This window comes from Shinella sumterensis (assembly GCF_004514425.2).
Lineage (GTDB): Bacteria > Pseudomonadota > Alphaproteobacteria > Rhizobiales > Rhizobiaceae > Shinella > Shinella sumterensis.
The window spans coordinates 586,726-611,849 of the sequence record NZ_MYFN02000002.1; the positions used below are offsets into that span (position 1 = coordinate 586,726).

Consider the following 25,124-nt stretch of genomic DNA (forward strand, 5'->3'; position numbering starts at 1 on the left):
CCGGAGACGAAAAGGCCCGCGCGACCGGGTGCCGGTGCGCAGGCCTCGAATGGGAGAGGGGAACCGTATCAGTCGAAGAGGCTGGAAACGGATTCTTCCGCGCTCGTGCGGTTGATCGCCTCGCCAAGCAGGTTGGCGGTCGAGATGACGCGGATATTGTGCGCGGACTGCACGGCCGTGGTCGGCTGGATCGAGTCGGTGATCACGAGCTCCTTGAGCTTCGACGAGGTGACGCGGGCAACCGCGCCGCCCGAGAGCACGCCATGCGTGATATAGGCGGTGACGCTGGTCGCCCCGTTCTTCAGCAGCGCTTCGGCCGCGTTGCAGAGCGTGCCGCCGGAATCGACGATATCGTCGATCAGCAGACAGTCCTTGCCGGTCACGTCGCCGATGACGTTCATGACCTCGGACTCGCCGGCGCGCTCGCGGCGCTTGTCGACGATCGCCAGCTGGCAATCGAGCCGCTTGGCGAGCGCACGGGCGCGCACCACGCCGCCGACGTCGGGCGAGACGACCATGACGTTTTCGAGATTGTAGTTTTCCTTCACGTCGCGCGCCAGGATCGGCACGGCGTAGAGGTTGTCGGTCGGGATATCGAAGAAGCCCTGGATCTGGCCGGCATGCAGGTCCAGCGTGAGCACGCGGTCGGCGCCGGCTTCGGTGATCAGGTTGGCGACGAGCTTGGCGGAGATCGGCGTGCGCGGACCCGGCTTGCGGTCCTGACGGGCATAGCCGAAATAGGGGATCACGGCCGTGATGCGGCGCGCCGAGGAGCGGCGCATGGCATCGATCATGATCAGCAGTTCCATCAGGTGGTCGTTGGTCGGGAAGGAGGTGGACTGGACGACGAAGACGTCCTCGCCGCGCACGTTCTCCTGGATTTCAACGAAGATTTCCTGGTCTGCGAAGCGTCTGACCGTGGCGCGGCCAAGCGGAACATTCAGATAATTGCAGATCGCTTCGGCCAGAAGCCGGTTCGAATTGCCCGCGAAAACCTTCATTTATGGTCCGCCTGTTATTCTGCTGATGGGGGGCCTTTAAGCGGCAAAAACTGCGAATGCAAGGCCCCAAGCGGCTTGAAAAAGCGATTCTTCGCATTTCGCTGTGATTTACCGTTTCGAGGGTCTTAACCGGGCGCGGCGTCGCGCCAGTCGAGGTACTGGCGAATAGTTTTCTGCGCGATGGCCTCCATCGTCCGCGGGGGGACAGCTGCCCAGGGATCGGATTGCGTGCCATTGACGCTTTCCTGGCCCTGGATGCGATGCAGCCGCGCGCCGGAGCCGTCCAGTACGTCCCAGACATAGATGACGGTGGTCTTGCCGGCGTCGTTCATCGCCGAGAAATAGCCCTTGAGGATATGGTTTGCGGAAGTGTCGGAGGCGCTGCGGATCGTCAGTCCGCTGGAACGGGCTTCCGTCCCCAGCCGTTTGGAGAGCGGCGTCACGGCCTGCACCGGTGCGCCGATGATCGGCAGGAAACGGATCGTCTCGCCGCCCGCGGCCTTGGCCGGCGGAAGCGCCGCAAGCTCTTCCGCGCCTTCGGATGTCTCCGCCGCAAGCGAACGCTGCGCGGCCGTGCGGCTCAGTTCCGCTTCCGTCGTCGAGACGCTTGCGCCGCCCTGGTTGCGGGCAAGCGCATCGGCCTGGCCCTGAAGGGTGCCGGCGGTATCCGCGCCGGTCGAGCCGCCGCCGATGCCGGGCGAGGCGAACGCCGTTTCCGCGGATGTGCCCGCCACCGGACCGGTATCGGCGCTCATCCGGTCGAGATCGCTCTGGGTGACCGGCGGCGAATTGAAGTTTCCCCCGACATCGGCGCGCGGGATCAGCGCATCGGTGCTGTTACAGCCGGCCAGGATTGCCATGAGGCCGATCAGTGCCAGCCGCTTGTTCAGCTTCTGCATTGTCATCGTCCGTGTCCTGCGGAGGTGGTGCCCTCCGTTCCCCGCATCGAGTTATGCGGGATGGCTCCGGGCCCTGTCAATTACAGGATGTTGCCGGTGAAAACCCCGTCAGACCTCGATGAAGTCGAGCCCGTAGCGCGACAGGGCCTTCGGCGTGTCGGTCGTCGTCAGGTATGTCTGGCCGAGCGTCATCGCGGTGCCGCTGTCGGAATCGAACAGCAGCGTGTGCACGAACAGCGACATGTTCGGCTCGATCTCCTGCGGATTGCCGAGCAGGAAGGACTGATGGTCCATCCAGGAGGGGGCAAAACGCGCGCCGACGGAGTAACCGCATGTGTTAAGCCGGTGGCGCGCAAGGCCGCGCTCGTCGATGAGCCGGGTGAAGGTCTCGAAGACCGTGCCGAAGGTGTTGCCGGGCCTGAGCACCATTTCCATCGCCTGCAAGGCCTCGCGGCAGGCGCTGTAGAGCTCGCGGTGGCGGCTCGTCGGCTCGCCGACGATGGCGGTGCGCATCATCGGCGCATGATAGCGTGCGCTCACACCGGACCATTCGAGCGTCAGCTGGTCCTGCGCATCCAGCCGGCGCCGGCCGGATTTCGACCGGCAGAGCAGGGCGTCGGCGCCCGAGCCGATGACGAATTCGTTGGCGGCATAATCGCCGCCGCCGGCCAGCACCGCATTCTGCAGGGCGGCGAGGATCGCCGCTTCGTCGGCGCCGGCGGCGATCAGCGGGCGCGCGGCATCGAGCGCATCGTCGGAGAGGGCTGCGGCGCGCTCGACATAGGCGATCTCCGCCGGGCTCTTGATGAGACGCAGGCGGCTGACGATGCCGGACGCATCGACGATCTCGCCGAAGCTCTGGAGCTGGTTGTCGAGCAGGCGGGTGTTGCGGCCCGTCAGCCCGTGCGTGTCGTATTCGATGCCGATGCGGCAGCCGAGCAGGTCGAGATCCGAAAGCAGGTTCTTCAGGTCCATCGTCGGGTCCGCATTGACGCGGTCGACCCAGATCTCGATCTTTTCGATATTGGAGGTGTGGCGGGCCTGGCGCAGGTCGGCCGAGCGCGTCAGCAGCACCATGCTGCCATCGGCCTTCACGACGAGCGTCTGGAAGAAGCAGTAGCCGAAGGTGTCGTAGCCCGTCAGCCAGTACATGCTCTCCTGCGCAAAAAGCAGGACGGCGTCGAGCTTGTCCTCCCGCATGCGGGCGGTGAGCCGCTGGAGCCGGTTGGCGTATTCCTCGCTGTCGAAGTGAAGTGCCATGGCGGTGTCTCCCTCGTCTTCGTCTGTTGTTTGCGCTTCAGCCCGCGACCATGATCGCCGAAATCTGGCGGCCGTAATCGGGCTCCTGCCGGTGCGTGGTGCGCCGATAGGAGAAGAAGCGATCTTCGTCGGGATAGGTGCAGATGTCGAGATTTTCGGCCGTCACGCCGGCGTCGTTAAGGCGCTGCGTGGTGAAGGCCGGCAGGTCGAACATGCTGTGGCCGGGTTTCCCCGAAGGCGTGAAGTAGCGGCCATATGCCGGATCGATGGCCAGGAAACGCTCCACGAATTCCGGCCCGACCTCGTAGTTTCGCCGGCCGATCGACGGGCCGAGGCTGGCGACGATTGCGTCACGGCGTGCGCCGAGCGCCTCCATGGTGGCGATGGTGTTTTCCAGCACGCCGAAGAGCGCGCCCTTCCAGCCCGCATGCGCCGCGCCCACGATGCGGGCCTCCGCATCACAGAACAGGATCGGGCCGCAATCGGCTGCGAGAACGCCGAGCACGACGCCGGGCGTGGCCGTGACGAGCGCATCCGCTTGCGGGCGGCTGCCGTCATAGCCGGCATCGACGGTCACGACATCCGGCGAGTGGACCTGGTGCACCGTCGCGAGCCGGTCCGGTTCGACGCCGAACCAGCGGGCGACACGGGCGCGATTCTCCTGGACGTTCTCTCGCGCGTCGTTCGAGCCGAGGCCGACATTGAGGCCGCGATAGATGCCTTCCGAGACGCCGCCGGCGCGCGTGAAGAAGCCGTGGCGCACCAGGTCTCCGGCGCGTTCGGCGATCAGCGGGCTCTGGATCGGGGAGGGAAGCGCTTGGTCCTTCATGGTCTCTCGGCTGGGCTTGGAGGGGCCGCCAGGCAAGGAACTCGGCCGGGGCATGCGGGGTGCAAATCGGGCCGGATGTTGTCCGCCCGAGGCCGGCCTGTCAATCCGGCTGGCGGAACGGAAACAGTGCAAGCGGTTCGCTGCCGACCGCCAGGACCTTGAAAAGATCGCCCATTCGGCCTGCGCCGGAACCGGCGAGACGGGCAACATCGTTCAGGATCTGCTGCTGCGCCGCCTCGTCGCGATTGCGCCCGAGCGCGGAGGCGCGCTCGCCGATGCCGAGGCCGACGAGGAAATCCCCCTGGTGCAACATGCCGTGAATGTGGAGGCCGGAGGCCGCCGCGGCAGCCGCCAGACGCTCGAAATCGACGTGGCTCGTCAGGTCCGCCTCGCCGGGATGGGCAAGCGGCGGATCGAAATCGTGCTTGAGGACGGCCTGAAGCGTATCGCCGAATCCGCTGACGAAGTGACCGTAGTCGATGATGAGGGCGGTGCCGCCGAAGCGGGCGATGCGCTCGCCGATCGTCGCCATCACCGCTTCGCGCGCCGGGGCGATCTCGAAGATCGTGCCGTTCGCGACCGTCTTGTGATTGTCCGGCAGCAGCGCGGGGTCGATGCCCGCGACGCCAGCGGCAAAGGTGAGTTCGTCTTCGGCATCGAGCCCGACCAGGCGTTCGCGGAAGCCGGTGGGCGTCTTGACGAACTGGCGGATGGGAATGGCGTCGAACAGCTCGTTGGCTGCGAGCAGAACGAAGCCGTCGGGCAACTCCTCGAAACTGTCGTGCCAGCTGACGCGGCCGGCATGAAGCCCAAGCGTCTCCTGCTGGATTTCGCGCAGCCTGGGGCTCGTCTCCACGAGGTGGAAGGTCGCGCTCTCGTAGAGTTGCGGCGCCAGCTTGGCGACGACGCGCAGCATGTCGGACATCATGGTGCCGCGGCCGGGGCCGATCTCGGCGATGCGCACCCGTTCCGGCCCGCCATGCTTCTGCCAGGCATGCACGAGGAAGATGCCGAGCATTTCGCCGAAGAGCTGGCTGATTTCAGGCGCGGTGACGAAATCGCCGGCGCGGCCGAACGGGTCCCGGGTGCGATAGTAGCCATAGTCCGGGTCGGCGAGGCACAGCGCGAAATAGTCCGTGATGCTGATCGGACCGTTGGTGTGGATCAGCGCCTTGATCTTGCGGGCGAGCGGTGTCGGCATGGTGTTGATCCGTTCAGGCGCTGGCCGGCTCGGCCGGGCGCGCGCGCAGGATGGCCCAGATGCCGAGCGCCAGCATGGGCAGCGACAGCACCATGCCCATGGTCAGCCATCCGCCGAAGAGATAGCCGAGTTGCGGATCCGGCTCGCGGAAGAATTCGACCGTGATGCGCGACAGGGCATAGCCCGCGACGAAGATGCCGGTCACGAGGCCCGGACGCTTCAGCGCGCCGAAGCGATAGATCGCAACGGCGATCACGGTAAGCAGCACGATACCCTCGAGCCCGGCTTCGTAAAGCTGGCTCGGATGGCGTGCGAAGGGACCGGCCTCCGGAAAGATCACCGCCCAGGGCGCATCCGACAGCCGCCCCCAGAGCTCGCCGTTGACGAAGTTGGCGATGCGGCCGAAGAACAGGCCGATCGGCACGACGGCGGCGACGATATCGAACAGGCTCCACAGCGGGATCTTGTGACGCCGTGCGAAGAGGATCATGGCAAGCGTCGTGCCGGCGAAGCCGCCATGGAACGACATGCCGCCTTTCCACACCTGAAGGGCGCGCAGAGGGTCGGCCGCGACATTCGGGAAATCGTAGAACACGATATAGCCGATGCGGCCGCCCAGAATGATGCCGACGGCGGCCCAGACGAGGAAGTCGTCGAGCTGGACGCGGGTGATCGGCGCTTCGCCCGCCCACAGGCGCGGCGTTTCGATCAGCCTGCGGGCGTAAAGCCAGCCCAGCATGATGCCCGCGACATAGGCGATGCCGTACCAGTGCACGTCGACCGGGCCGATGGAGAAGGCGATCGGGTCGATTTCGGGATAGGGCATGATGGCAAAGAGCTGCGCGATATTGGTCAAGCGTGGAACATCCTCGTTTCGGGCGGAAGATGGCGAGGCGTTGCGGCAGGGTCAAGGCGGGAAATGGCGATTGCCGGCGCCCGTCCCGTCCCTGACAGAGCGATCCACCGGAATCCGCTTGCAAGCAGCGGTCCAAGACCCTACCTCAAAGACAGAATGCGGGCGCGAGCGCCTGCCGCAACCATCGACACCCGAGGAGGGAAGGCCCATGACCACCGGTGCGAACCGCATTTTCGACGATTTCGCCAAGCTGATGACCGATGCCGCTGGAGCCGCCCAGGGCATGCGCAAGGAAGCCGAAACGATGTTCCGCGCGCAGGCCGAACGCTTCATCAACGGGCTCGACCTCGTCAAGCGCGAGGAGTTCGAGGCGGTGCGCGAAATGGCCATCAAGGCACGCGATGAAAACGACGCGCTTTTGAAGCGGCTCGAAGCCCTGGAAGCGCGCCTCAACGCGGGCAACTGAACCGTTTCGCGACAGGTTTCGACAGCACGGACTCGGTTGGCGTGATTCACATCGCGCCAACCGTTTTTTTTAATAAAATTTTTACCCCTGTGGACACTTGCGAAAAGCCCTTTTGGCAGAGTCTCTTAAGCGCTCGACCTGAATCTTTTTCGGAGCCGCTTTCCACAACCGTCCGGGGAAAACAGGTGCTCAGGGGCTGGCGTCGTGACTCCGCCGTTATACACTGATTTTAAATGATGATTCGAAACAGGCGGCGCAAGCTTCGGACAGGGTAGGTCGTCCAGTCTGCGTGCAGTGCCTAGCAATCATTCAGTGTTGTATCCGGAGTAAGGTTTGCCGCGTCGTGTGTGTGAGCGCGATGATGCATGCCTGCCGGCCTTGAAGGTGACGCATGAGCCTTATGGAATTGGATATCGGGCGCCAGTCCAACCCGGTCGACATGATCGAATTCGTCGCGGCGAACAACGACTGGACGTTCGAGCGGTCGGGCGAAGACGAGATCGCGATGACCGTCGAAGGCAAGTGGACGGACTACCACGTCTCCTTCTCCTGGATGGAGGAATTCGAGGCGCTGCACCTGGCCTGCGCCTTTGACATCAAGGTTCCCGAGAGCCGGGTCAACGAGGTCATGTGCCTTCTCTCCCATGTCAACGGACAGGTGCTGATGGGGCATTTCGACCTCTGGCGCCGCGAGGACGTGGTGATCTTCCGCCAGTCGTTGCTTCTTGCAGGCGGCGCGGAGCCCACCAACCAGCAGGTCGAGGTGCTGCTCTCCAGCGCGCTCGAATCCTGCGAAGCCTATTTCCAGGCCTTCCAGTTCGTCGTGTGGTCCGGCATGGATGCCCAGTCCGCCGTCGACGCCGTGCTGTTCGAGACGGTCGGGGAGGCCTGATCATGAGCGTGGCCGCGAGCGGACCGATCGTTCTCATCGGCGCCGGCAATATGGGCGGCGCCATGCTCGCCGGCTGGCTGAAGAGCGGCATTTCCGGCGCGTCGGTCATCGTCATCGATCCCGGCCCCCAGCCGGCCATGGCCAAGCTGATTGCCGATAACGGCGTGCGCCACGAGACCGCGGCCCCCGAAGGCGTCAAGGCCGGCGTCATCTTCGTCGCGGTCAAGCCGCAGGTCATCGATCAGGTGCTGCCGCCGCTCAAGGGATTGGTCGGCCCCGAGACGGTCATCGTCTCCGTGGCCGCCGGCAAGACCATCGCCAATCTCGAAAGTCATCTCGGCGCAGCCGCCACCGTGCGCGCCATGCCGAACACGCCGGCCATGATCGGCCGCGGCGTGACGGGCGCCTACGCCAATGCGCGCGTGACCGATGCGCAGCGCGATTTCGTGCATGCCCTGCTCAAGGTCAGCGGTCCGGTGGAATGGGTCGCCAGCGAGGGCGATATCGACGCCGTCACGGCGGTTTCGGGCAGCGGCCCGGCTTATGTCTTTTATCTCGTCGAGTGCATGGCAGAGGCAGGCCGCAAGGCGGGCCTGCCGGCGGACCTCGCCATGCGCCTCGCACGGGAAACGGTCGCGGGGGCTGGTGAACTGCTTCACCAGTCCCCCGACGACGCCAGCCGCCTGCGCCAGAACGTGACCTCGCCGGGCGGCACCACCGCTGCCGCCCTTTCGGTGCTCATGGCCGACGACGGCATGCAGCCGCTGTTCGACAAGGCGATTGCGGCGGCGCGCAGGCGCGCGGAGGAACTGGCGGGTTAAGCCGTTTTCCTGAATCGCGGGAATCGGTTAGTCCGTTCTTTTCATCCGGTTCCTTGCGGACTTCATGTTCCCCGGGAATTGCACTGAACGATTGCAGGATCTTTCTCCATGACCGAGACCATTGCCTATGCCGATTTCGAGCGGGTCGATATTCGCGTCGGCACCATCATCGAGGCGCTGCCGTTTCCCGAGGCGCGCAAGCCCGCCTACAAGCTGACCATCGACTTCGGCCCTGAAATCGGCACGAAGAAATCGTCGGCCCAGATCACCGTGCATTACACGCTGGAACAGCTGGTCGGACGCCAGGTGCTTGCCGTCGTCAATTTCCCGCCGCGCCAGATCGGGCCCGTCCGTTCGGAGGTCCTGACACTCGGTTTCGAGGATGAAGCCGGCGCGATCGTTCTGGCCGGCGTGGACCAGCCGGTGCCGAACGGCAAGAAGATGTGCTGACACCGTTTTAGTGAATGTCGCGTGAGAGCGGCGGGCCCAGCCGGAAATCCGTGAATTCGGCTTCGAAGCCCGCGCGCTGCGGCGAGCAGGCCATGACGCCGACCGAGAGATCGGCATATTCCGTCGGGAAGTAGGCGAGGCGGGCCATCCGCCATTCCACCATGGCGTCGGTCCTGTACTGGATGAAGAGCGCATCGCCATTGCGCGTGACGCGGACGGAGATCAGGTCGAAATCATCTTCGACGCGGAAGGCCGACCAGTCGGAATGGCCGCGCGTGACGACGACGCTGAAATGCTTCGCGCCATCGGTGAACTCGATGCCGCATTTCACCCAGGCCGTTTCATCGTAGCGGATCATCAGGCCGGCCTGGTCGTAGAGCGTTTCGTAGCGGCCGTGAAAAGTCGTCTCCAGGGTGAAGTCGCCGGACCATCGGCGGTGCAGGAAATGCCCGCTGTCGGGCTGGAATCCGTAATAGGTGCGTTGCCAGAAATCCGTCTTGAGGCCGGTGCGTACATGCAGGCTGCCCTCCCGCACGTCCGCGGCGGGCGGCGGATTGAGCCAGACGAGATCATCGAACGGGGCTTTGCTCATCGGGTCTTCCTGTCAAACGGGAACGCGGATCGTCACGCGCAGCCCGCCCAACGGGCTATCCGAGAGCGTGACATTGCCGCCGTGGCTGCGGGCGATATCGAGCGCGATGGCAAGGCCGAGACCGGTGCCGGAGGCATCGAGGTTGCGGGCCTCATCGAGGCGGAAGAACGGTTTGAACACGTCCTCGCGGACGTTTTCCGGAATGCCGGGGCCATCGTCGTCGACGGTGATGGTCAGCCATTTGGCGCGATGGCGCGCCTCGACATGCACGGTCTTCGCATAGCGCAGCGCGTTGGAAACGACGTTGCCGACGAGGCGCGTGAAGGCATTGGGCCGCACCATGATCTCGTCGTCGCCGTCGATCGCGCTGGAGAAGGCCCGCTCGTGCAGTTCCGCTTCGAGCGATAGCCGATCTATGAGGTCGGAGAGGCGCAATTTGCCGACATCCTCCTCCGCGTCGCCGCGCGCGAAGGAGAGGTAGCCTTCCAGCATGGTCTGCATGTCCTCGACATCCTTGCCCATGCCCTGAAGCTCGGGTTTGTCGCCGGCGAGTGCCAGCTGCAGCTTGAAGCGCGTGAGGATCGTGCGCAGGTCGTGGCTGACGCCCGTCAGCATGGCGGTGCGCTGTTCGATCTGGCGCTCGATGCGTTCGCGCATGAGAATGAAGGCGAGGCCGGCGCGGCGCACTTCGTCGGCGCCGCGCGGCGCGAAACTCTCCGGCATCCTCTGCCCCTTGCCGAAGCTTTCGGCCGCCTGCGCCAGGGCGAGGATGGGACGGATCTGGCCGCGCAGGAAGAGGATGGAGATGAGGATCAGCACCAGCGACGCCCCGACCATCCAGAGAAGAAAGATATGGGTGTTCGACGCGTAGGCCTGGTTTCGCCGCGCATAGACGCGCAGTATCTTGTTGTCGAGCAGGATGCGGATCTCGACGACCTTGCTTTCGCCCACCGTGTCGATCCAGAACGGGCGCCGGATCTGGCGGACGATCTCTTCGCTCAGGATCTCGTCGAGGATGTTGAAGAAGGGCTTGCTGCGCGGCGGCGGCAGCGTCGTGCCCTGCTCGACGGAGATGATCAGCTCCAGTCGCTCGCGGGCGATGCGGGTGATCTCGGCATAGTCGTCGTCCTGCGGATAGGTCTCGATCAGGTCGATGATCGCGGCAATGTCGCGGGTGACGGCCATGGAGAGGCGCTGCGTGACGAGCTGCCAGTGGCGTTCCATGAACACGAAGGCGACGACCGCTTGGAGAAGCACCATCGGCAGGATGATGATGAGCAGCGAGCGGGCGTAGAGGCCGGTCGGCATCTGGTGGCGCAGCCAGCGCGTGAAGCGCTTCCAGCCGGCGGACGGCGCACGCTCGATATCCCGCCGGAAAGCCGAAAACAGGGTCATGTGGCCACACTCCCCGACGGACCGCGCACGGTCAACCCTGCTCCACGCTCAGGCGATAGCCGATGCCGCGCACGGTCTGGAGCCAGACCGGATTGGACGGGTCCTCCTCGATCTTGCGGCGCAGGCGGTTGATCTGCACGTCGATGGTGCGCTCGCCCACCTCCGTCTCCTCGCCGATCAGCTCGTGGCGCGGGATCGTTTCGCCGGCACGCTGGGCAAAGAGCAGCATGATGTCCTGCTCGCGGTCGGTGAGGCGGATGGGGTCGCCGCCGCGCTTCAGTTCCTTGCGCACGATGGAGAAGGTGTAGGGGCCGAACATGACCTGCTCGATCTTCGGCCCGGCGGGGGCCGCATTGCGCTTGAGGATGTTGTTGATGCGCAGCACGAGTTCGCGCGGCTCGAAGGGTTTGGACAGGTAGTCGTCCGCGCCGGCTTCCAGACCCTCGATGCGCGCGCGGGATTCGGCGAGCGCCGTCAGCATGAGGATCGGCACGGGCCGGATCTCCCGCAGGCTCTTGGTGAGCGACAGGCCGCTTTCGCCGGGCATCATCACGTCCATGATGATGAGGTCGAAGTCGAGGCCGCGCAGCTTGCGTCGCGCCTCGTCGGCATCTGCCGCCACGGTGACGCGGAAACCCTGCTCCACGAGGTAGCGGCCGAGAAGGTCGCGGATGCGGGTGTCGTCATCGACGACGAGAAGGTGGGAAGCATCGTCGGAAGGCGCGCCGGCAGCCGTCATCGTCTTCAATCTCCTGAAACCGGTCAGTCGCTCTTGGCATTCTGCATGCCGGCGAGGAACCGGATTACGGTGCGCCGATCGTCCGGCCCCATTTTCTCGAATGCACGGGCGATGCGGCGGGATTGCGGCTCGGCCAGTGCCAGCGCCAGTTCCCGCCCGGTGCGGGTGGGGTAGAGCTTGCGCTGGCGGCGGTCCTCGGGGCCTGCCACCTGGTGGATATAGCCGGAATCCACGAGCTGCTTCAAGACGCGGGCCAGGCTCTGCTTGGTGATCTTCAGCGTGTCGAGGAGATCGGCGACGGTCATGCCGGGCTCGCGGTTGACGAAGTGCACGACGCGGTGATGGGCGCGCCCGAAGCCGCTCTTCTCGAGAATGGCGTCGGGATCGGAAACGAAGTCGCGATAGGCGAAGAACAGACCCTCGATGATCTCCATGTCGATGCGGCCGTCGCCGGTCATCGCGTCCTCGTGCAGCTCGTTCTTGCCGTCTTTGTCCGGCATCTGTCGGGCCACGGTGTCATTTCCTTTCATGTCGCCTCACCCTTGCGTAATATTCGGCAAGATATGTCAGCTTTGTTGACATATTTTTCCGCGATTGCTAAGGGTTCCCATCGTTTTTGCGGTCCCGGGGCACCGTTGCGCGGTGTTTGCCCGATTCTCAATCTGGACTACCTTTCCACTCAGGTAATCCCGCCGTTTCTGGTTAGACCGCAATTGGCGAAACAATCAACAGAAAGAATGGCGTGAGAGCGCCGGAGGATGACACGATGGCAGTTCCCTTCGATCAACTGGATGGACAAATCTGGTTCAACGGTGAGTTCGTCGACTGGAAGGATGCAAAGATCCATGTGCTGACGCATGGCCTGCACTATGCAAGCGCCGTGTTCGAGGGCGAGCGCGCCTATGGCGGGCGCATCTTCAAGCTGACCGAACATAACCAGCGCCTGCACGCCTCCGCCGAAATTCTCGGCTTCAAGATTCCCTATTCCGTCGAGGAGCTCGATGCCGCAAGCGTGGAACTCCTGAAGCGCCAGGGTTTCTCCGAGGCCTATGTCCGCCCGATCGCCTGGCGCGGATCGGAAATGATGGGCGTTTCGGCGCAGAACAACCGCATCAACGTCGCCATCGCCATCTGGCAGTGGGGCAGCTATTTCAATCCGGCCGAAAAGCTGAAGGGCATCCGTCTGGACATCGCCGAGTACCGCCGTCCCGACCCGCGGACCGCGCCGTCGAAGTCGAAGGCGGCCGGCCTCTACATGATCTGCACCATCTCCAAGCATGCCGCCGAGGCCAAGGGCTATGCGGATGCGATGATGCTGGATTATCGCGGCCAGGTGGCCGAGGCGACCGGCGCCAATATCTTCTTCGTCAAGGATGGCGTCATCCACACGCCGACACCGGACTGCTTCCTCGACGGCATCACGCGCCGCACGGTCATCGGACTGGCCAAGCGCCGGGGCTATCAGGTCGTCGAGAGGGCGATCATGCCGGAAGAGCTGTCGGACTTCTCCGAATGCTTCCTGACCGGTTCGGCCGCCGAAGTGACGCCGGTTTCCGAAATCGGCCCGTATCGCTTCACGCCTGGCACGATCTGCGAAACGCTGATGAACGACTATATGAAGGAAGTCTATCCGGTCGCTGCGGCTGCCGAGTGATCTTTCAGCCAGTCATCGCATGCAAGTCGGCGGCCCCTGCGGGCCGCCGTTTTCTGTTCTGCGCTCAGGCCGCTTTCTTGCCGAGAACCGCGCCGACGATCGCGGTGAGCACGCCACCCCCGGCCAGGCCGCCGATACCGTTGGCGACCAGGCCGCTCAGACCTGCTTCGCCGCCGAGCAACTGCAGCAGCATGCCGCCGCCGACGCCGCCGATGGCGCCGACAATGGTGCGAACGATAACGCTGACGGCCGCCTGCTTCAGGGCCGCACCGGCGACGTTACCTCCGACGGCGCCGGCAATGAGCTGCGTGATAATGGGCATCAATGCTTCCATGGAATTCCCCTCCTGATCGTCCGCCGAGGGTTACCCCAGGCGGACAGGTTGCCCTCGGACCGCAGCCCCCTCGGGACGCGCCCCGCGCCGATAGACTCGGCAGTCGAAAGGTGCGGCCAATTTTGCGGCCTGTCAATTTATCCGTGTGAGCTGCATGGCGCATTCGCCGGCAGGTGCAGGGAAGATCCCCTGTATCCGCAGGAACAGACACGTTTTGCGCATCGTCGTAAAAGACGGTGGAACAAAGATGCCGCACGGCTATTTCCTGAGCACAATCAAGGAGACGGACAATGCTTTCCAAGACAACGACGCCGCAGGATACGGTTGCCCGGGGGCTGCGGCCGGTGGTTTTCCTTTATGCCATGCTCAATATCGTCGTCGCCACGGTTCTGCTCTCGACCGTCTCGCTTTCGCCCGTCGCCGGCCCCGCCGAAGAAATGGCAAGCCTGCGCTGACGTCCCGCTTGGTGTGAAGCGCCCCTTCCAGCTATAGGTGGGACAAGCGGCAACCAAGCGAGGACCCCATGGGCATGCTTCAGGCGGGCATCATTCCCGTCACCCCCTTTCAGCAAAACTGCACCATCCTGTTCGATACGGAGACCAAGCAGGGCGTCGTCGTCGATCCGGGCGGCGATGTCGATGCCATTCTGCGAACGGTCGAGGAGAACGGCATCACGTTGACGGCGATCTGGCTGACGCATGGCCATATCGACCATGCGGGCGGTGCGAAGGAACTCAAGGAAGCGCTCGGCCTCGACATCATCGGCCCGCACAAGGACGACCTGCCGTTGCTGCAGGCGCTGGAGACGCAGGCGCAGCGCTTCGGTGTGGAAATGAAGGTCTCGAACGTCGTTCCCGACCGCTGGCTGGAAGACGGCGACACCGTTTCCCTCGGGGAACACGAATTCGAGGTGTCCCACACACCCGGCCATGCGCCGGGACACGTCATCTACTTCAACCGCAAGCAGGGCTTCGCCCATCTCGGCGACGTGCTGTTCCAAGGATCGATCGGCCGGACGGACCTGCCGGGCGGCAACCATGAGCAGCTGCTCCAGTCGATCCGCGACAAGGTGCTCCCGCTCGGAGACGACGTCGGGTTCCTGTGCGGACACGGACCGGGCGGCCGTATCGGCGAGGAACGACGGACCAACCCGTTCCTGCGCGGGCTCTGAAACGAAAACGGGCGCCGTCAGGCGCCCGTTTTTCTTCATGTGCGTGATGTCAGCCCGCGGTGCAGAAATGCTCGCGGCCGTCATAGCCGACGAAGGTGCCGCTCTGCGGGTCGAACGAGCGATAGCGGCGTGCGCAGTAATCGTACCAGGACCGGGTCCAGGGCTCGTAGCTCGGGGCCGGACGGTAGATCACGCGGCGCTCGGGTTCCGGATAGTATTCCGGCTCGACATAGCGGCGCTCGATGTAACGCGGTTCGTCGTAGCGGGGCTGGGAGGCGATCGCGCCGCCGATGATGACGCCGGTGGCAAGACCGAGCGCGCCGCCGATGAGGGCGTCGCGGTCACGGTGGCGGCGGTGTTCACGATAGCCGCCGTCGCGCCAGTAGCCGTCGCGGTCGCGCGCCTGGGAAACGCCGGCAGTTGCGGTCAGCGCCGTCGCGGCGACGGCAACGGACAGGACCAGGGCCTTCATTGTGTTCTTCATGGCATCGTTCCTTTGGACGCCGGCTTTTGCCGGTCGATGACAATACCAAACTAGACGATTTTGGCTGAACGCAGGCTGAACGAAAAAACCCGGCATCACTGCCGGGCTCCAACTCAAAAATCCTGAAATAACCGGTTCAGCCGGCAATCTCGAGGTTGACCGCCTTCGGGCCTTTGCCGCGGCGATCAGGTTCCGTGTCGAAGCTTACCTTCTGGTTTTCGGAAAGGCCGTTCAGGCCGGAAGCCTGTACAGCAGAGATGTGTACGAAAATATCCGCACCACCATTGTCGGGCTTGATGAAACCAAAGCCCTTCTCAGTGTTGAAGAATTTTACAATGCCAGTTTCGGCCATGCGTCAGGTCCTTTTCTCTCTGCCCGTATATTGGCGGCGGGCAGAACGTCAGTTTTGCCCCGAAGGGCGTTAGGCAGGCAGTTCTCGAGGTTGAGGAAAGGGTCCTGTTTTCACCGCAGCCAGCCAACCATATGACCCTGGGATCATCCAGATGTTGACTGCCCGGAATTATTTCGCGTCTCCGGCGCGCTTTTATTAAAGGTCTTCCCGTGTCCGCAAATTGCCCGAACAAAGGAAGATTGATGTGTTTGTGGCAAATTGGCAAGCAAAAGTTTTGGCGGGCATTTGACATGCCTCACTTTGGTCAAATTGCGGGCGATTGCCGAAAAAGTCGCCGCCTTCCATGATGGGGCAGGTTCCCGGCCAAATCTATATTGTGCGGCTGCGGGAAACCGCCGCCTCATACTTCGGCGGGCATGTCCCGGCGACGGTCGCGCAGAAGTTCCGGCACCAGTTCCACAGCAAGCATGGCGAGGAAGATGATGCCGCAGCCAATATAACCGGCCGTGCTGATGGTCTCGCCGAGCAACAGGACGCCGAAGAGCGCCGCGAAGAGCGCCTCGCTGGACAGGAAGATCGCCGCCTGCGGCGCGGTCGTGTAGCGCTGGGCAATGTTCTGCACGATGAAGGCGAGGCCGCTGGAGAACAGGCCGGCATAGAGGATTTCCGGCAGCGCGCCCGTGATGGCGGCGAGGCTGATGGGCTCGAACAGCGCACCGACGGCGCAGCCCAGCGCCCCGCAGATGGCGAACTGGACGAGCGATAGCGCCAGCGGCCGCCCGGAGCGCCCGGCGAAAACGCCCACGCAGATCATCTGGACCGACCAGAGAACCGCACACAGGATGGTCAGCATGTCGCCGACCGTCAATGCCGCAAGGGTGCCTCCCGACAACAGGAAGATGCCGACGGACGCCATGACGGCGGCCGGCCAGATGACCCAGTGCGGCCGGCGGCGCAGTATCAGCACGGTGAGAATGGGCGTGAAGACCACATAGAGCCCGGTGAGGAAGCCGGAATTGGTGACCGTCGTCGTCAGCAGGCCGACCTGCTGGGAGCTGGCGGCGGCGAAAAGCGCAAGGCCCGTCAGCACGAAACCGGCCATGTCCCTGCGGCTGACGGGGGTTTCGGCGCGCATCTGTTCCCATCGGGCGAAAGGCAGGGCGACGAGGGTTGCCACCGCAAAGCGCAGGCCGATGAACCAGATCGGCCCCAGCGTCTGCATCGCGGTCGACTGGGCGATGAAGCCCGCGCCCCAGATGGCGCCGGCCAGCAACAGGAGAAGGTTCGCCTGAACGCGCGTCATGTCATTCCACCCTGATGGAGGTAACCGGCGCGGAAGGCGCCCTTCATCCTGCTAGCAGGCGCCCGTTTTTTGGGCAAGGGTGGTGGTTCAGTCCGTGGCTGCGGCTCGTGACACGCGCAGCAGGGCTCCGTCATCCTCGTCGGTCAGAAGGAGAAGGGCTCCATCCGGTGCGACGACGACATCGCGGATGCGGCCGAACTCCCCGCCGAACATGCGCTCCTCCGAGAGGATCGCGCCGTTTTCGTCGCGCTCCAGCCGGGCAACCAGCTGATAGGCGAGGGCGGCGACGATCAGGTTGCCGTCCCATTCGGGGAACATCGCGCCGCGATAGACGGCGATGGCGCCGGGTGCGATGGAGGGGTCCCAGTAATAGAGGGGAGGCTCGTAGCCGTTGGCCGTCGAGCCGAGCTCGAATTCCGCGCCGGAATAGTGCCGGCCGTAGGAGACGCGCGGCCAGCCATAATTGTATCCGGGCCGCGGATTGTTGATCTCGTCGCCGCCGCGCGCACCGTGTTCGGCGGTCAGCAGCGTGCCGTCCCTGGGATCGATGGCGATGCCCTGCGGGTTGCGGTGGCCCTTCGACCAGATTTCCGCCAGCCCGTCCGAGCTTCCGAGGAAGGGATTGTCCGCGTGGGGTGTGCCATCGGGATTGATATGCAGGATGGCGCCGGCATGGTCACGCGGATCCTGGGCGCGTTCGCCTTCGCCGCGGTCTCCGATGCCGAAGAAGAGGCTGCCGTCGCCGGCAACCGCGATGCGCGAGCCGAAATGCTGGCCGCGCGTCGTCAGGCGGCTCATCTGGAAAATGCGGGTCGTGCCTTCGAGCCGGGTCGCGTCTTCCGACAGCCGCGCCCGGGCGACCGCGGTGCCGGTGCCGCCATCGCCGCGCGCGCTATAGGTAAGGAAGAGAATGCGGCTGGTCTCGAAATCGCGCGCAAGGGCAATATCGAGCAACCCGCCCTGGCCGTTCGTCGCCACGTCCGGCACGCCGGATATGGGAGGGGAAATCTTGCCGGACTGCACCCGCCGCAGCGCGCCGCCCTTTTCGGAAACCAGATAGCTGCCGTCCGGCAGCACTTCGACGGACCAGGGATGATTGAGGCCGCTTGCGATGGTTTCGACGGCGAGCGGCGCCTTCTTGCTGGGAATGATGCGAGGCTCGGCCGAGGCCGGCGCGAGAGACAAGGGCAGCGTGACCACAATGGCGAAGGCCGCCCCACCCCATATGCCTATCCTGCGTCCCTGCCGTGCCTGCATAGCCATCTCCCGCGTCTCGCCGTTACCTGACCCAGAGCCGTGCGGCTTGCAAGAGCGGCGGCAGCCGGCGTGTCACTTTTGCGCGGGCTGGACCTGCTGGGACGCTGCATTGCCGATGCCCGAGGTCTTGATCGTGTCGAGGGCGACGGCGGGCGGCGACATCAGGCTGACCACCATGAGCACGCACGCGGCCAGCGCCGTCATGGCGATGAGGAACATGGCGCGCGATTCGCGAAGCTTTGGCGACTTGGCCGGCTTGTCTTCATCCAGAAACATGGTTGTCCCCTGTCTTTGCTTTTTCCTTGAACGGCGTCCAAAAGGCCTGCCGAAATCGGCGCGACAAGGACCGAATTGCGGCAAGGCCCGACATTTATTGTGGCGGAAAAAAGGCATGGTAAAAATGTCACGTTTCCAAATGCTTCAGGCGAATAGAAGAACTGTCTGCGCCGTCTTAGACACCCCTTCTGCCGAAGTGCCGCACGGGTCTTGCGATACGGTTTTCAACGGGCATGACGGCGTCGGAAATGGCGGCGGGCTGGTCCGCCGCGGGGCGCTCCTCGCCGATATCAGGGAAGGTCGTGTTGAAGTGCGTCGGGGCCAGCTCCGGCCGGGCAAGCAGGAAACCCTGCATCAGCGGGTCGCCCATCTCGCGGCAGAGCGCCATGGTCTCCGGCGTCTCGATGCCGCCGACGATGACCTCGATGTTCCTGTCGGCGAACTGGCTTATCATGACGCGCAGGAGCGCCAGGCCGGCGGAGTTTTCCGCAAATTCGTGGAGCCATGACGTGTCGAAGGCCACGAATTGCGGCTTCAGGCGCTCAAGGCGGGCAAGATCACGGTCATCGCCGGTATATTCGTCGATGGCGATGGAGAAACCGGCCTCGTGCAGCCGGTCGGCAAAAAGCGCAAGGGCCTCGGCATCGTCGCCAGGCAGCTGGCGGATCTCGCAGGCGATCCGTTCGGGTGCGATGCCCGCCTCATGGGCGGCAAGCCGCAGCCACTCCACCTCCTGGCGCATGGCGTGCGGCGCGCGATAGAGCCCGGAATGGACGCTCATGATGAGGGCGGCGTCACGCCGGCCGATCAGGCCGGCATTGAGAATGTGAAGGCTGCGGCACAGACCGTCGACGGCGGTGCGCTCCTCCTCCGGCACGCCCTGGAAGAATTCTCCGGGAGACGTCGGCGTGCCGCCGGCGCTGGCGCGGATCAGCCCCTTGAAGGCCGCGATCTGCAGCCGCCCGTCCGGATGTTCGCGGAAGATCGGCTGGAGCGCCGATTGCAGGAGATAAGGGCCGTAGACGGCGCTGTAAGCACCGTCGGCCTGCCGCACGAGATTGGTGAAGATGCTTCTTTCGCCCATGCACAGCACCATCAACAGGAGGGCCATCGACCGGCGGAGGATAGGGCCAATCCGTTAAGGCCTGCTTAATACTTCGCGTCAAAATCTCATCCTTTTCCGTCGCCTCAACCTTTTGGTGTTTGCGCTTTCCCGCTTGCGGGCGATCCATTCGCTTTTGTGATGAGGTGCATGAAATTTTACGCGGAAGCCCGGTTTTCCTGCTTTTTTTTGATCGCGTGCTTGCAAGACCGGCGCAGTTTCGACATAGACCTAACCGCTATGGAGCCCGGCGCTCCGGGTCCATGGCGTCAAGCCGTCTTTGAACCCGATGAGGACATCTCCATCATGGCCTTTCTTGCCGACGCCCTTTCCCGTGTGAAGCCCTCCGCCACCATCGCCGTTTCCCAGAAAGCGCGCGAGCTGAAAGCGAAAGGCCGCGATGTCATCGGGCTTGGCGCAGGCGAGCCGGATTTCGACACGCCTGACAATATCAAGCAGGCCGCCATCGACGCGATCAACCGCGGCGAGACGAAGTACACGCCGGTTTCCGGCATCCCGGAACTGCGCGACGCCATCGCAAAGAAGTTCAAGCGGGAAAACAACCTCGACTACACCGCCGCGCAGACGATCGTCGGCACCGGTGGAAAGCAGATTCTTTTCAACGCCTTCATGGCCACCATGAATGCGGGCGATGAAGTCGTTATCCCAACACCTTACTGGGTTTCCTACCCGGAAATGGTGTCGCTTTGCGGCGGCACGCCGGTCTTCGTCGCGACGACGCAGGAAAACAAGTTCAAGCTGAAGGCGGAAGACCTGGAAAAGGCGATCACGCCCAAGACCAAGTGGTTCATCTTCAACTCGCCGTCCAACCCGTCGGGCGCCGCCTATAGCCACGACGAGCTGAAGGCGCTGACCGACGTGCTGATGCGCCACCCGCATGTCTGGGTGCTGACCGACGACATGTACGAGCACCTGACCTATGGCGACTTCAAGTTCGCCACCCCGGTCGAGGTCGAGCCCGGCCTTTATGACCGCACGCTCACCATGAACGGCGTCTCGAAGGCCTATGCGATGACCGGCTGGCGTATCGGCTATGCTGCCGGCCCGCTCAACCTCATCAAGGCCATGGACATGATCCAGGGCCAGCAGACCTCCGGCGCGTGCTCGATTGCACAGTGGGCGGCTGTCGAGGCGCTGAACGGCACGCAGGACTTCATTCCCGAGAACAAGAAGATCTTCGAAGGCCGCCGCGATCTCATCGTCTCCATGCTCAACCAGGCCACGGGCATCGAGTGCCCCTCGCCGGAAGGCGCCTTCTATGTCTATCCGTCCTGCAAGGGTCTGATCGGCAAGACCGCGCCGTCGGGCAAGGTCATCGAGACGGACGAAGACTTCGTGTCCGAGCTGCTGGAAGCGGAAGGCGTCGCCGTCGTGCACGGTTCGGCCTTCGGCCTCGGCCCGAACTTCCGCATCTCCTACGCGACCTCGGAAGCCCTGCTCGAGGAAGCCGGCAAGCGCATCCAGCGCTTCTGCGCAGCCTGCAAGTAAGCCTCCAAGGCCGTCAACCTATCCTCCGTCATCCTCGGGCTTGACCCGAGGATGACGGGTGGTGGGGAGGCAACGGCGTCATGTCCAGGGTTCCCATTGTTGCTGCCCCTTTTCATAGCCCGATCAGCGTCAGCATGACGAAGGTGGCGAAGAGGATGAAATGCGTCATCCCCTCGATGGCGTTCGTCTCTCCATCGTTGAGGTTGATGGCGGCGGCGATGAGCGTGATGGTCACCATCACCGTCTGGACCGGCGACATCGCCATGATGAAGGGCTGGCCGGTATAGAGCGCGATGGCCTCCATCACGGGCACCGTGAGGATGACCGTCGACAGCGAGGCGCCCATGGCGATGTTGACGACGGACTGCATGCGATTGGCCAGCGCCGCGCGCAGCGCCGTCAGGATTTCCGGCGCGGCCGAAATCGCGGCGACGATCACCGCCATCAGCGCCGGCGGCGCGCCGGTGCCCTTGAGCCCGGCGCCGAGCAGCACGGACATCACTTCCGCCATGGCGCCGATCAGCACCACGCCCGCGATGATGACGAGGATGGAGACGGTCGCGGATTCCTCTTCCTCCAGCGGGCCGCTTTCGGGGTGCTCCTTCCGCTCGGCGCGCGGATAGGCATAGCTGAAGAAGTAACTGTGCGCGCCCACCTGCATGCGCAGGAACACGGCATAGAGCGTGATCATCGCGCCGATGGTGAAGAGGGAATAGAGGTGCCAGCTTTCGCGCGGCACGAATTCCGGCACCACCATGGAGATGCCCATGGCCGTCAGGATCATCACGCCGTAGGTCTTGCCGGAATCGTCATTATAGGGTTGCTCGCCGTGGCGGATGCCGCCGAGCAGGGCGGCAAGCCCGAGAATGCCGTTGATGTCGAGCATCACGGCGGCGTAGATCGTGTCGCGCACGAGCGTGGGGGAGGTCTCGCCCTGCATCATGATGGCGAGGATCACCACCTCCACCAGAACCGCCGACAGCGTCAGGATCATCGTGCCGTAGGGATCGCCCACCTTCGAGGCGAGGATTTCGGCGTGATGGGCCACGCGGGTGGAGACCAGCACGATGACCGCGATCAGCGCGAAGGCCGCCGCCAGCATCGCCGGACGTCCCATCTCCAGCAGGCTGTGTTCCGTCGCATAGGCAAGGACCGCCGCGGCGAGGCCGGCAAAGAGGAAACGTTCCTTGGTGAGGCTGGAAAGCATGGGCGGACGGCTCCGTGGCAGATGATCCAAGGGTAGATGTAGCCGTGCCGCGCAAAAAGAAAACGCCCGCGTGCTGCGACGCGGGCGTTTTCTCGTGGGTGAATGACGGGCCAGAGGACGTTGGCCCTCCAGTTATGGCCTCAACCGGTCAGGCGACGTTTTCCAGCGCCGGATAGTCGGTGTAGCCCTTCGCGCCGCCACCGTAGAAGGTATCCTTGTCCGGCGCGTTGAGAACCGTGTCGTTCCTCAGGCGCGTCACAAGGTCGGGGTTGGAGATGAAGAGCTTGCCGAAAGCGACGAGGTCTGCCTTGCCCTCCTCGATCGCATCGATGGCCATTTCGCGGTTATAGCCGTTGTTGACCATCCAGGCCGCCGTGCCGCCCGCGGCCCGGTAGGCGGCGCGCAGCGCGTCGTAATCGAACGGGGCGTCACCCTGCTGGAAATCGCGCGGACCGCCCGTGGCCCCCTCGATGACGTGGATATAGGCGAGGCCGTGGCGCGCGAGCCCTTCGACGACATGGGTGAAGAGCGTCTGCGGCGCCGGATCGAAGACGTCGTTGGCGGGCGTCACCGGCGAGATGCGGATGGCGGTGCGCCCGGCGCCGATTTCGGAGGCGATGGCATCGACCACCTCGAAGAGGAAGCGGGCACGGTTTTCGATCGAGCCGCCGTAGTCGTCATCGCGCTGGTTGCTGCCCGAGCGCAGGAACTGATCGATCAGGTAGCCGTTGGCGGCGTGGATCTCGACGCCGTCGAAGCCGGCTTCGATCGAGGCGCGGGCGGCGCGGCGGTAGTCTTCCACGATGCCGGCGATCTCTTCGTGGGCAAGCGCCCGGGGCTCGGATGTCTCGGCGAAGGAGCCGCTGCCGTCGGCATTGATGAGGTAGGTCTTCGACTTGGCCTGGATGGCGGAGGGGGCGACCGGCTTGCCGCCGTTCGGCTGCAGGCTGTCATGGGAGACGCGACCGACATGCCACATTTGCACGACGATCTTGCCGCCGGACTTGTGCACGGCATCCGTGACCTGGCGCCAGCCGGCAAGCGCTTCCGGCGTGTAGAGGCCCGGCACGTCGGCATAACCCTGGCCCTGCTGGCTGATCGGCGTGCCTTCGGTGATGATGAGGCCTGCCGATGCGCGCTGCTCGTAATAGGCGGCGTTGAGCGTGTTCGGCACCGCGCCCGGAGAGCGGTTGCGCGTCAGCGGCGCCATGACGATACGGTTGGCAAGCTGGATGTCGCCGATCTTGATAGGGTCGAAGAGCGAGGTCATGGAGTATCCTTTTTCTGGCTGGATGCCGGCTCGAGAGTGCTGTTGATGTGGTGGAGAAACGCCGCGATCTTGTCTTCGTCGCGTCTGAAGAACACCCACTGGCCGACCTTGCGCGTCGTCACGAGACCGGCGCGCTGCAATGTGGCGAGATGGGCGGAAACGGTGGATTGCGAAAGATCGCAGCGCTTTTCGATCTGTCCGGCGCAGACGCCGAAATCCAGCGGATGCTCCTGACCGGCGAAATAGGCCTGCGGCTCCTTCAGCCAGGCAAGGATCTCCAGCCGCGTGGGATGGGCAAGCGCCTTCAGGATCTCGTCTGTGTCGGTTTCGGGGGCGGTCATGCCTGTTGCGTCCGATCGGTGTATATCGCTTTTATCCGATATTGGGATCGTGTTTGCGCGATACAAGGGGCAGGACGAGGGGCAGGGCAAAAAAAGAGGGCCACAAGCATAAGCCTGGGCCCTGCAAAGTTTGAAGGTCAAGAACCTCCAGAGGGGAACAGCCAGCGCGCGGTACTGGGAGGAGAAAGACCGCAAGTGCGTTGGCTGAGATGAATATGGGGCAGCGCTTGCGTTTCTTCAAGGCAAACGCGTGCCAAGTTTTGCGAGAAACTTGGAAATTCCAACTTGGTTAATGAAAGGCAAAAAAAGAGGGCCACAAGATCAACTTGGGCCCTTTATAGTTTTGAAGGTAATAAAACCTCCAGAGGGGAACAGCTGGTGCGGTGGCACTGGGAGGAAAAAGCCACCGAAATGCATCAGCTGGGCGCGATATGATGGTTTTTTGAGCAAGCGGCAACCATTTTATGTGCATGCCAGCCATGCATGAGGCGCAGGTCTTGCTCAGAAGTTCCAGTTGCGCGCCTTGGCGACGATGAAATCCCTGAAAACCTTGAGTTTCGCCGAGTTTTTCATTTCACTTGGATAGCAGAAATAGGTGTCGAAGGAGGGAATATCCGCGCTCAGCGGAAGCTGAAGCAGCCCCGGGTCGCGTCCGACGATGTAATCGGGAAGCATTGCGACGCCTATACCCAGCAGGCAGGCGCGCTTGATCGAGGTCTGGCTGTTGATTTGCAGGATGGAGGGGCGGGGATTGTCCGAATCACGCCCGGCGATCTCCAGCCAGTTGACGTCGAGCAGGTAGTTGGGTGCCGGCTCGCCGAAGGTGATGATCCTGTGATTGTCGAGGTCGTCGATCGACTGCGGTTCGCCGTAGCGGTTGATGTAGGACGGCGCGGCATAGATATGCATGTGCACCGTGAAGAGCCGCCGCTGGATGAGATCCGACTGCTGCGGTTCGCGCAGGCGGATGGCGCAGTCGGCGTGGCGCATGTTCACGTCCAGCTCCTCGTTGTCGAGGATGAGCTGGACCTGCATGTCGGGATAGAGCGCGAGGAATTCCTGCACCTTGTCGGTCAGCCAGCCCTGACCGAGGCCGACGGTCGTGGTGATGCGCAGCTTGCCGCTCGGCTTTTCGGTGTTTTCCGTCAGCTGGACGCGCACGCCTTCGAGCTTCATCAGCACGTCGTGCGCGGTGCGATAGAGGATTTCGCCCTGCTCGGTGAGGATCAGCCCGCGCGCATGGCGGTGGAACAGCTTGATGCCGACATCCTGCTCCAGCGCACTGACCTGCCGGCTGATGGCCGATTGAGACAGGTGCAGCTTGTCCGCCGCATGCGTGAACGAGCCGGCCTCGGCCGCGGCGTGAAATATCCGCAGCTTGTCCCAATCGAGCGGCATTCTATCCCCCATAAGTCCCTCCTGCGGGCAGACGACGTCTCCCGCTCGGTCGCTGATTCAACTGT

29 protein-coding genes are annotated in these 25,124 nt (G+C 63.8%); 8 read left to right on the top strand and 21 right to left on the bottom strand.

The features are described 5' to 3' along the window. Positions 1–68: 68 nt before the first annotated feature. The 6 genes from B5M41_RS06605 to lgt form a co-directional block, all read right to left on the bottom strand. A complete protein-coding gene (locus B5M41_RS06605; protein ID WP_134647063.1) occupies positions 69–1,001 on the bottom strand; it encodes a ribose-phosphate pyrophosphokinase in 933 nt (310 codons plus the stop codon). A 125-nt stretch (positions 1,002–1,126) separates the two neighbouring features. Then, positions 1,127–1,900 carry a hypothetical protein gene (locus B5M41_RS06610; protein ID WP_134647256.1) on the bottom strand — a complete coding sequence of 258 codons (774 nt, stop codon included), beginning with the start codon at positions 1,898–1,900 and terminating at the stop codon, positions 1,127–1,129. 108 nt (positions 1,901–2,008) lie between these two features. Further along, positions 2,009–3,160 (bottom strand): M24 family metallopeptidase, encoded by a 1,152-nt coding sequence (locus B5M41_RS06615; RefSeq protein WP_134647065.1) that lies wholly within the window; start codon positions 3,158–3,160, stop codon positions 2,009–2,011. Between the two features lie 37 nt (positions 3,161–3,197). Next, positions 3,198–3,989: a peptidoglycan editing factor PgeF gene (gene pgeF, locus B5M41_RS06620; RefSeq protein WP_134647067.1), complete on the bottom strand. Its 792-nt coding sequence runs from the start codon at positions 3,987–3,989 to the stop codon at positions 3,198–3,200. Positions 3,990–4,089: 100 nt separating this feature from the next. Next, positions 4,090–5,190, bottom strand: coding sequence for a class I SAM-dependent methyltransferase (locus tag B5M41_RS06625; RefSeq protein ID WP_134647069.1), 1,101 nt, complete (start codon positions 5,188–5,190; stop codon positions 4,090–4,092). Between the two features lie 13 nt (positions 5,191–5,203). Then, a complete protein-coding gene (lgt, locus tag B5M41_RS06630; protein ID WP_134647258.1) occupies positions 5,204–6,016 on the bottom strand; it encodes a prolipoprotein diacylglyceryl transferase in 813 nt (270 codons plus the stop codon). Positions 6,017–6,254: 238 nt separating this feature from the next. Between lgt and B5M41_RS06635 the strand changes: the two genes are divergently transcribed. The 4 genes from B5M41_RS06635 (at position 6,255) to B5M41_RS06650 (ending at position 8,675) form a co-directional block, all read left to right on the top strand. Next, positions 6,255–6,512: an accessory factor UbiK family protein gene (locus tag B5M41_RS06635; RefSeq protein WP_134647071.1), complete on the top strand. Its 258-nt coding sequence runs from the start codon at positions 6,255–6,257 to the stop codon at positions 6,510–6,512. A 391-nt stretch (positions 6,513–6,903) separates the two neighbouring features. Continuing rightward, positions 6,904–7,404, top strand: coding sequence for a type III secretion system chaperone family protein (locus B5M41_RS06640; RefSeq protein ID WP_134647073.1), 501 nt, complete (start codon positions 6,904–6,906; stop codon positions 7,402–7,404). A gap of 2 nt (positions 7,405–7,406) precedes the next feature. Continuing rightward, on the top strand, positions 7,407–8,225 hold the full coding sequence (proC, locus tag B5M41_RS06645; protein WP_134647075.1) for a pyrroline-5-carboxylate reductase: 819 nt from the start codon (positions 7,407–7,409) through the stop codon (positions 8,223–8,225). 108 nt (positions 8,226–8,333) lie between these two features. Further along, positions 8,334–8,675, top strand: a complete 342-nt coding sequence (locus tag B5M41_RS06650) for a tRNA-binding protein (protein ID WP_134647077.1) — start codon at positions 8,334–8,336, stop codon at positions 8,673–8,675. A gap of 7 nt (positions 8,676–8,682) precedes the next feature. Here B5M41_RS06650 and B5M41_RS06655 read toward each other — a convergent pair whose 3' ends face one another. From B5M41_RS06655 to B5M41_RS06670, 4 genes are read right to left on the bottom strand one after another with little or no spacing between them, the layout of a single operon-like run. Then, entirely contained in the window at positions 8,683–9,267 is a 585-nt protein-coding gene (locus tag B5M41_RS06655) for a DUF1349 domain-containing protein (protein WP_134647079.1), read from the bottom strand. A gap of 12 nt (positions 9,268–9,279) precedes the next feature. After that, entirely contained in the window at positions 9,280–10,662 is a 1,383-nt protein-coding gene (locus tag B5M41_RS06660; protein ID WP_134647081.1) for an ATP-binding protein, read from the bottom strand. 31 nt (positions 10,663–10,693) lie between these two features. Beyond that, positions 10,694–11,401 (bottom strand): response regulator, encoded by a 708-nt coding sequence (locus B5M41_RS06665; RefSeq protein WP_134647083.1) that lies wholly within the window; start codon positions 11,399–11,401, stop codon positions 10,694–10,696. Positions 11,402–11,424: 23 nt separating this feature from the next. Continuing rightward, positions 11,425–11,913, bottom strand: a complete 489-nt coding sequence (locus B5M41_RS06670; protein ID WP_134647260.1) for a MarR family winged helix-turn-helix transcriptional regulator — start codon at positions 11,911–11,913, stop codon at positions 11,425–11,427. Between the two features lie 254 nt (positions 11,914–12,167). Between B5M41_RS06670 and B5M41_RS06675 the strand changes: the two genes are divergently transcribed. Then, positions 12,168–13,055: a branched-chain amino acid aminotransferase gene (locus B5M41_RS06675; RefSeq protein ID WP_134647085.1), complete on the top strand. Its 888-nt coding sequence runs from the start codon at positions 12,168–12,170 to the stop codon at positions 13,053–13,055. Between the two features lie 64 nt (positions 13,056–13,119). Here the strand turns inward: B5M41_RS06675 and B5M41_RS06680 are convergent, their stop codons facing one another. Next, complete coding sequence (locus B5M41_RS06680) at positions 13,120–13,389, bottom strand: hypothetical protein (RefSeq protein WP_134647088.1); 270 nt, start codon at positions 13,387–13,389, stop codon at positions 13,120–13,122. Between the two features lie 290 nt (positions 13,390–13,679). On the opposite strand from B5M41_RS06680, the gene B5M41_RS06685 reads away from it, so the two are divergent. Together B5M41_RS06685 and B5M41_RS06690 are read left to right on the top strand one after the other, a co-directional pair. Then, positions 13,680–13,844, top strand: coding sequence for a hypothetical protein (locus tag B5M41_RS06685; RefSeq protein ID WP_160869681.1), 165 nt, complete (start codon positions 13,680–13,682; stop codon positions 13,842–13,844). A 74-nt stretch (positions 13,845–13,918) separates the two neighbouring features. Next, a complete protein-coding gene (locus B5M41_RS06690; RefSeq protein WP_134647262.1) occupies positions 13,919–14,560 on the top strand; it encodes an MBL fold metallo-hydrolase in 642 nt (213 codons plus the stop codon). 49 nt (positions 14,561–14,609) lie between these two features. On the opposite strand, the gene B5M41_RS06695 is transcribed toward B5M41_RS06690, so the two are convergent. From B5M41_RS06695 to B5M41_RS06720, 6 genes are all read right to left on the bottom strand, one after another. Beyond that, positions 14,610–15,044 (bottom strand): BA14K family protein, encoded by a 435-nt coding sequence (locus B5M41_RS06695; protein ID WP_134647090.1) that lies wholly within the window; start codon positions 15,042–15,044, stop codon positions 14,610–14,612. Between the two features lie 136 nt (positions 15,045–15,180). Then, positions 15,181–15,396 carry a cold-shock protein gene (locus B5M41_RS06700; RefSeq protein ID WP_134647092.1) on the bottom strand — a complete coding sequence of 72 codons (216 nt, stop codon included), beginning with the start codon at positions 15,394–15,396 and terminating at the stop codon, positions 15,181–15,183. Positions 15,397–15,796: 400 nt separating this feature from the next. Beyond that, the gene (locus tag B5M41_RS06705; protein WP_134647094.1) at positions 15,797–16,699 is read right to left on the bottom strand and encodes a DMT family transporter; all 903 of its coding nucleotides are present in this window, start codon (positions 16,697–16,699) and stop codon (positions 15,797–15,799) included. An 87-nt stretch (positions 16,700–16,786) separates the two neighbouring features. Next, positions 16,787–17,956, bottom strand: a complete 1,170-nt coding sequence (locus B5M41_RS06710) for a PQQ-dependent sugar dehydrogenase (RefSeq protein ID WP_230640005.1) — start codon at positions 17,954–17,956, stop codon at positions 16,787–16,789. 72 nt (positions 17,957–18,028) lie between these two features. Further along, the gene (locus tag B5M41_RS06715) at positions 18,029–18,232 is read right to left on the bottom strand and encodes a hypothetical protein (RefSeq protein ID WP_134647098.1); all 204 of its coding nucleotides are present in this window, start codon (positions 18,230–18,232) and stop codon (positions 18,029–18,031) included. A gap of 175 nt (positions 18,233–18,407) precedes the next feature. Next, positions 18,408–19,316, bottom strand: a complete 909-nt coding sequence (locus tag B5M41_RS06720) for an EAL domain-containing protein (protein WP_167718819.1) — start codon at positions 19,314–19,316, stop codon at positions 18,408–18,410. 324 nt (positions 19,317–19,640) lie between these two features. Here B5M41_RS06720 and B5M41_RS06725 point away from each other — a divergent pair, with 324 nt between their 5' ends. Further along, positions 19,641–20,843 carry a pyridoxal phosphate-dependent aminotransferase gene (locus B5M41_RS06725; RefSeq protein ID WP_134647101.1) on the top strand — a complete coding sequence of 401 codons (1,203 nt, stop codon included), beginning with the start codon at positions 19,641–19,643 and terminating at the stop codon, positions 20,841–20,843. Between the two features lie 112 nt (positions 20,844–20,955). Here B5M41_RS06725 and B5M41_RS06730 read toward each other — a convergent pair whose 3' ends face one another. The 4 genes from B5M41_RS06730 to B5M41_RS06745 all read right to left on the bottom strand — a co-directional run bounded on the left by B5M41_RS06730 (position 20,956) and on the right by B5M41_RS06745 (position 25,059). Then, the gene (locus B5M41_RS06730; RefSeq protein ID WP_134647103.1) at positions 20,956–22,050 is read right to left on the bottom strand and encodes a calcium:cation antiporter; all 1,095 of its coding nucleotides are present in this window, start codon (positions 22,048–22,050) and stop codon (positions 20,956–20,958) included. A gap of 148 nt (positions 22,051–22,198) precedes the next feature. Continuing rightward, positions 22,199–23,320: an alkene reductase gene (locus B5M41_RS06735; RefSeq protein ID WP_134647105.1), complete on the bottom strand. Its 1,122-nt coding sequence runs from the start codon at positions 23,318–23,320 to the stop codon at positions 22,199–22,201. Beyond that, positions 23,317–23,661: an ArsR/SmtB family transcription factor gene (locus B5M41_RS06740; protein ID WP_134647107.1), complete on the bottom strand. Its 345-nt coding sequence runs from the start codon at positions 23,659–23,661 to the stop codon at positions 23,317–23,319. The genes B5M41_RS06735 and B5M41_RS06740 overlap by 4 nt, the downstream gene beginning before the upstream one ends. A 501-nt stretch (positions 23,662–24,162) precedes the next feature. After that, positions 24,163–25,059 carry a LysR family transcriptional regulator VtlR gene (locus B5M41_RS06745; RefSeq protein ID WP_134647264.1) on the bottom strand — a complete coding sequence of 299 codons (897 nt, stop codon included), beginning with the start codon at positions 25,057–25,059 and terminating at the stop codon, positions 24,163–24,165. Positions 25,060–25,124 lie beyond the last annotated feature (65 nt).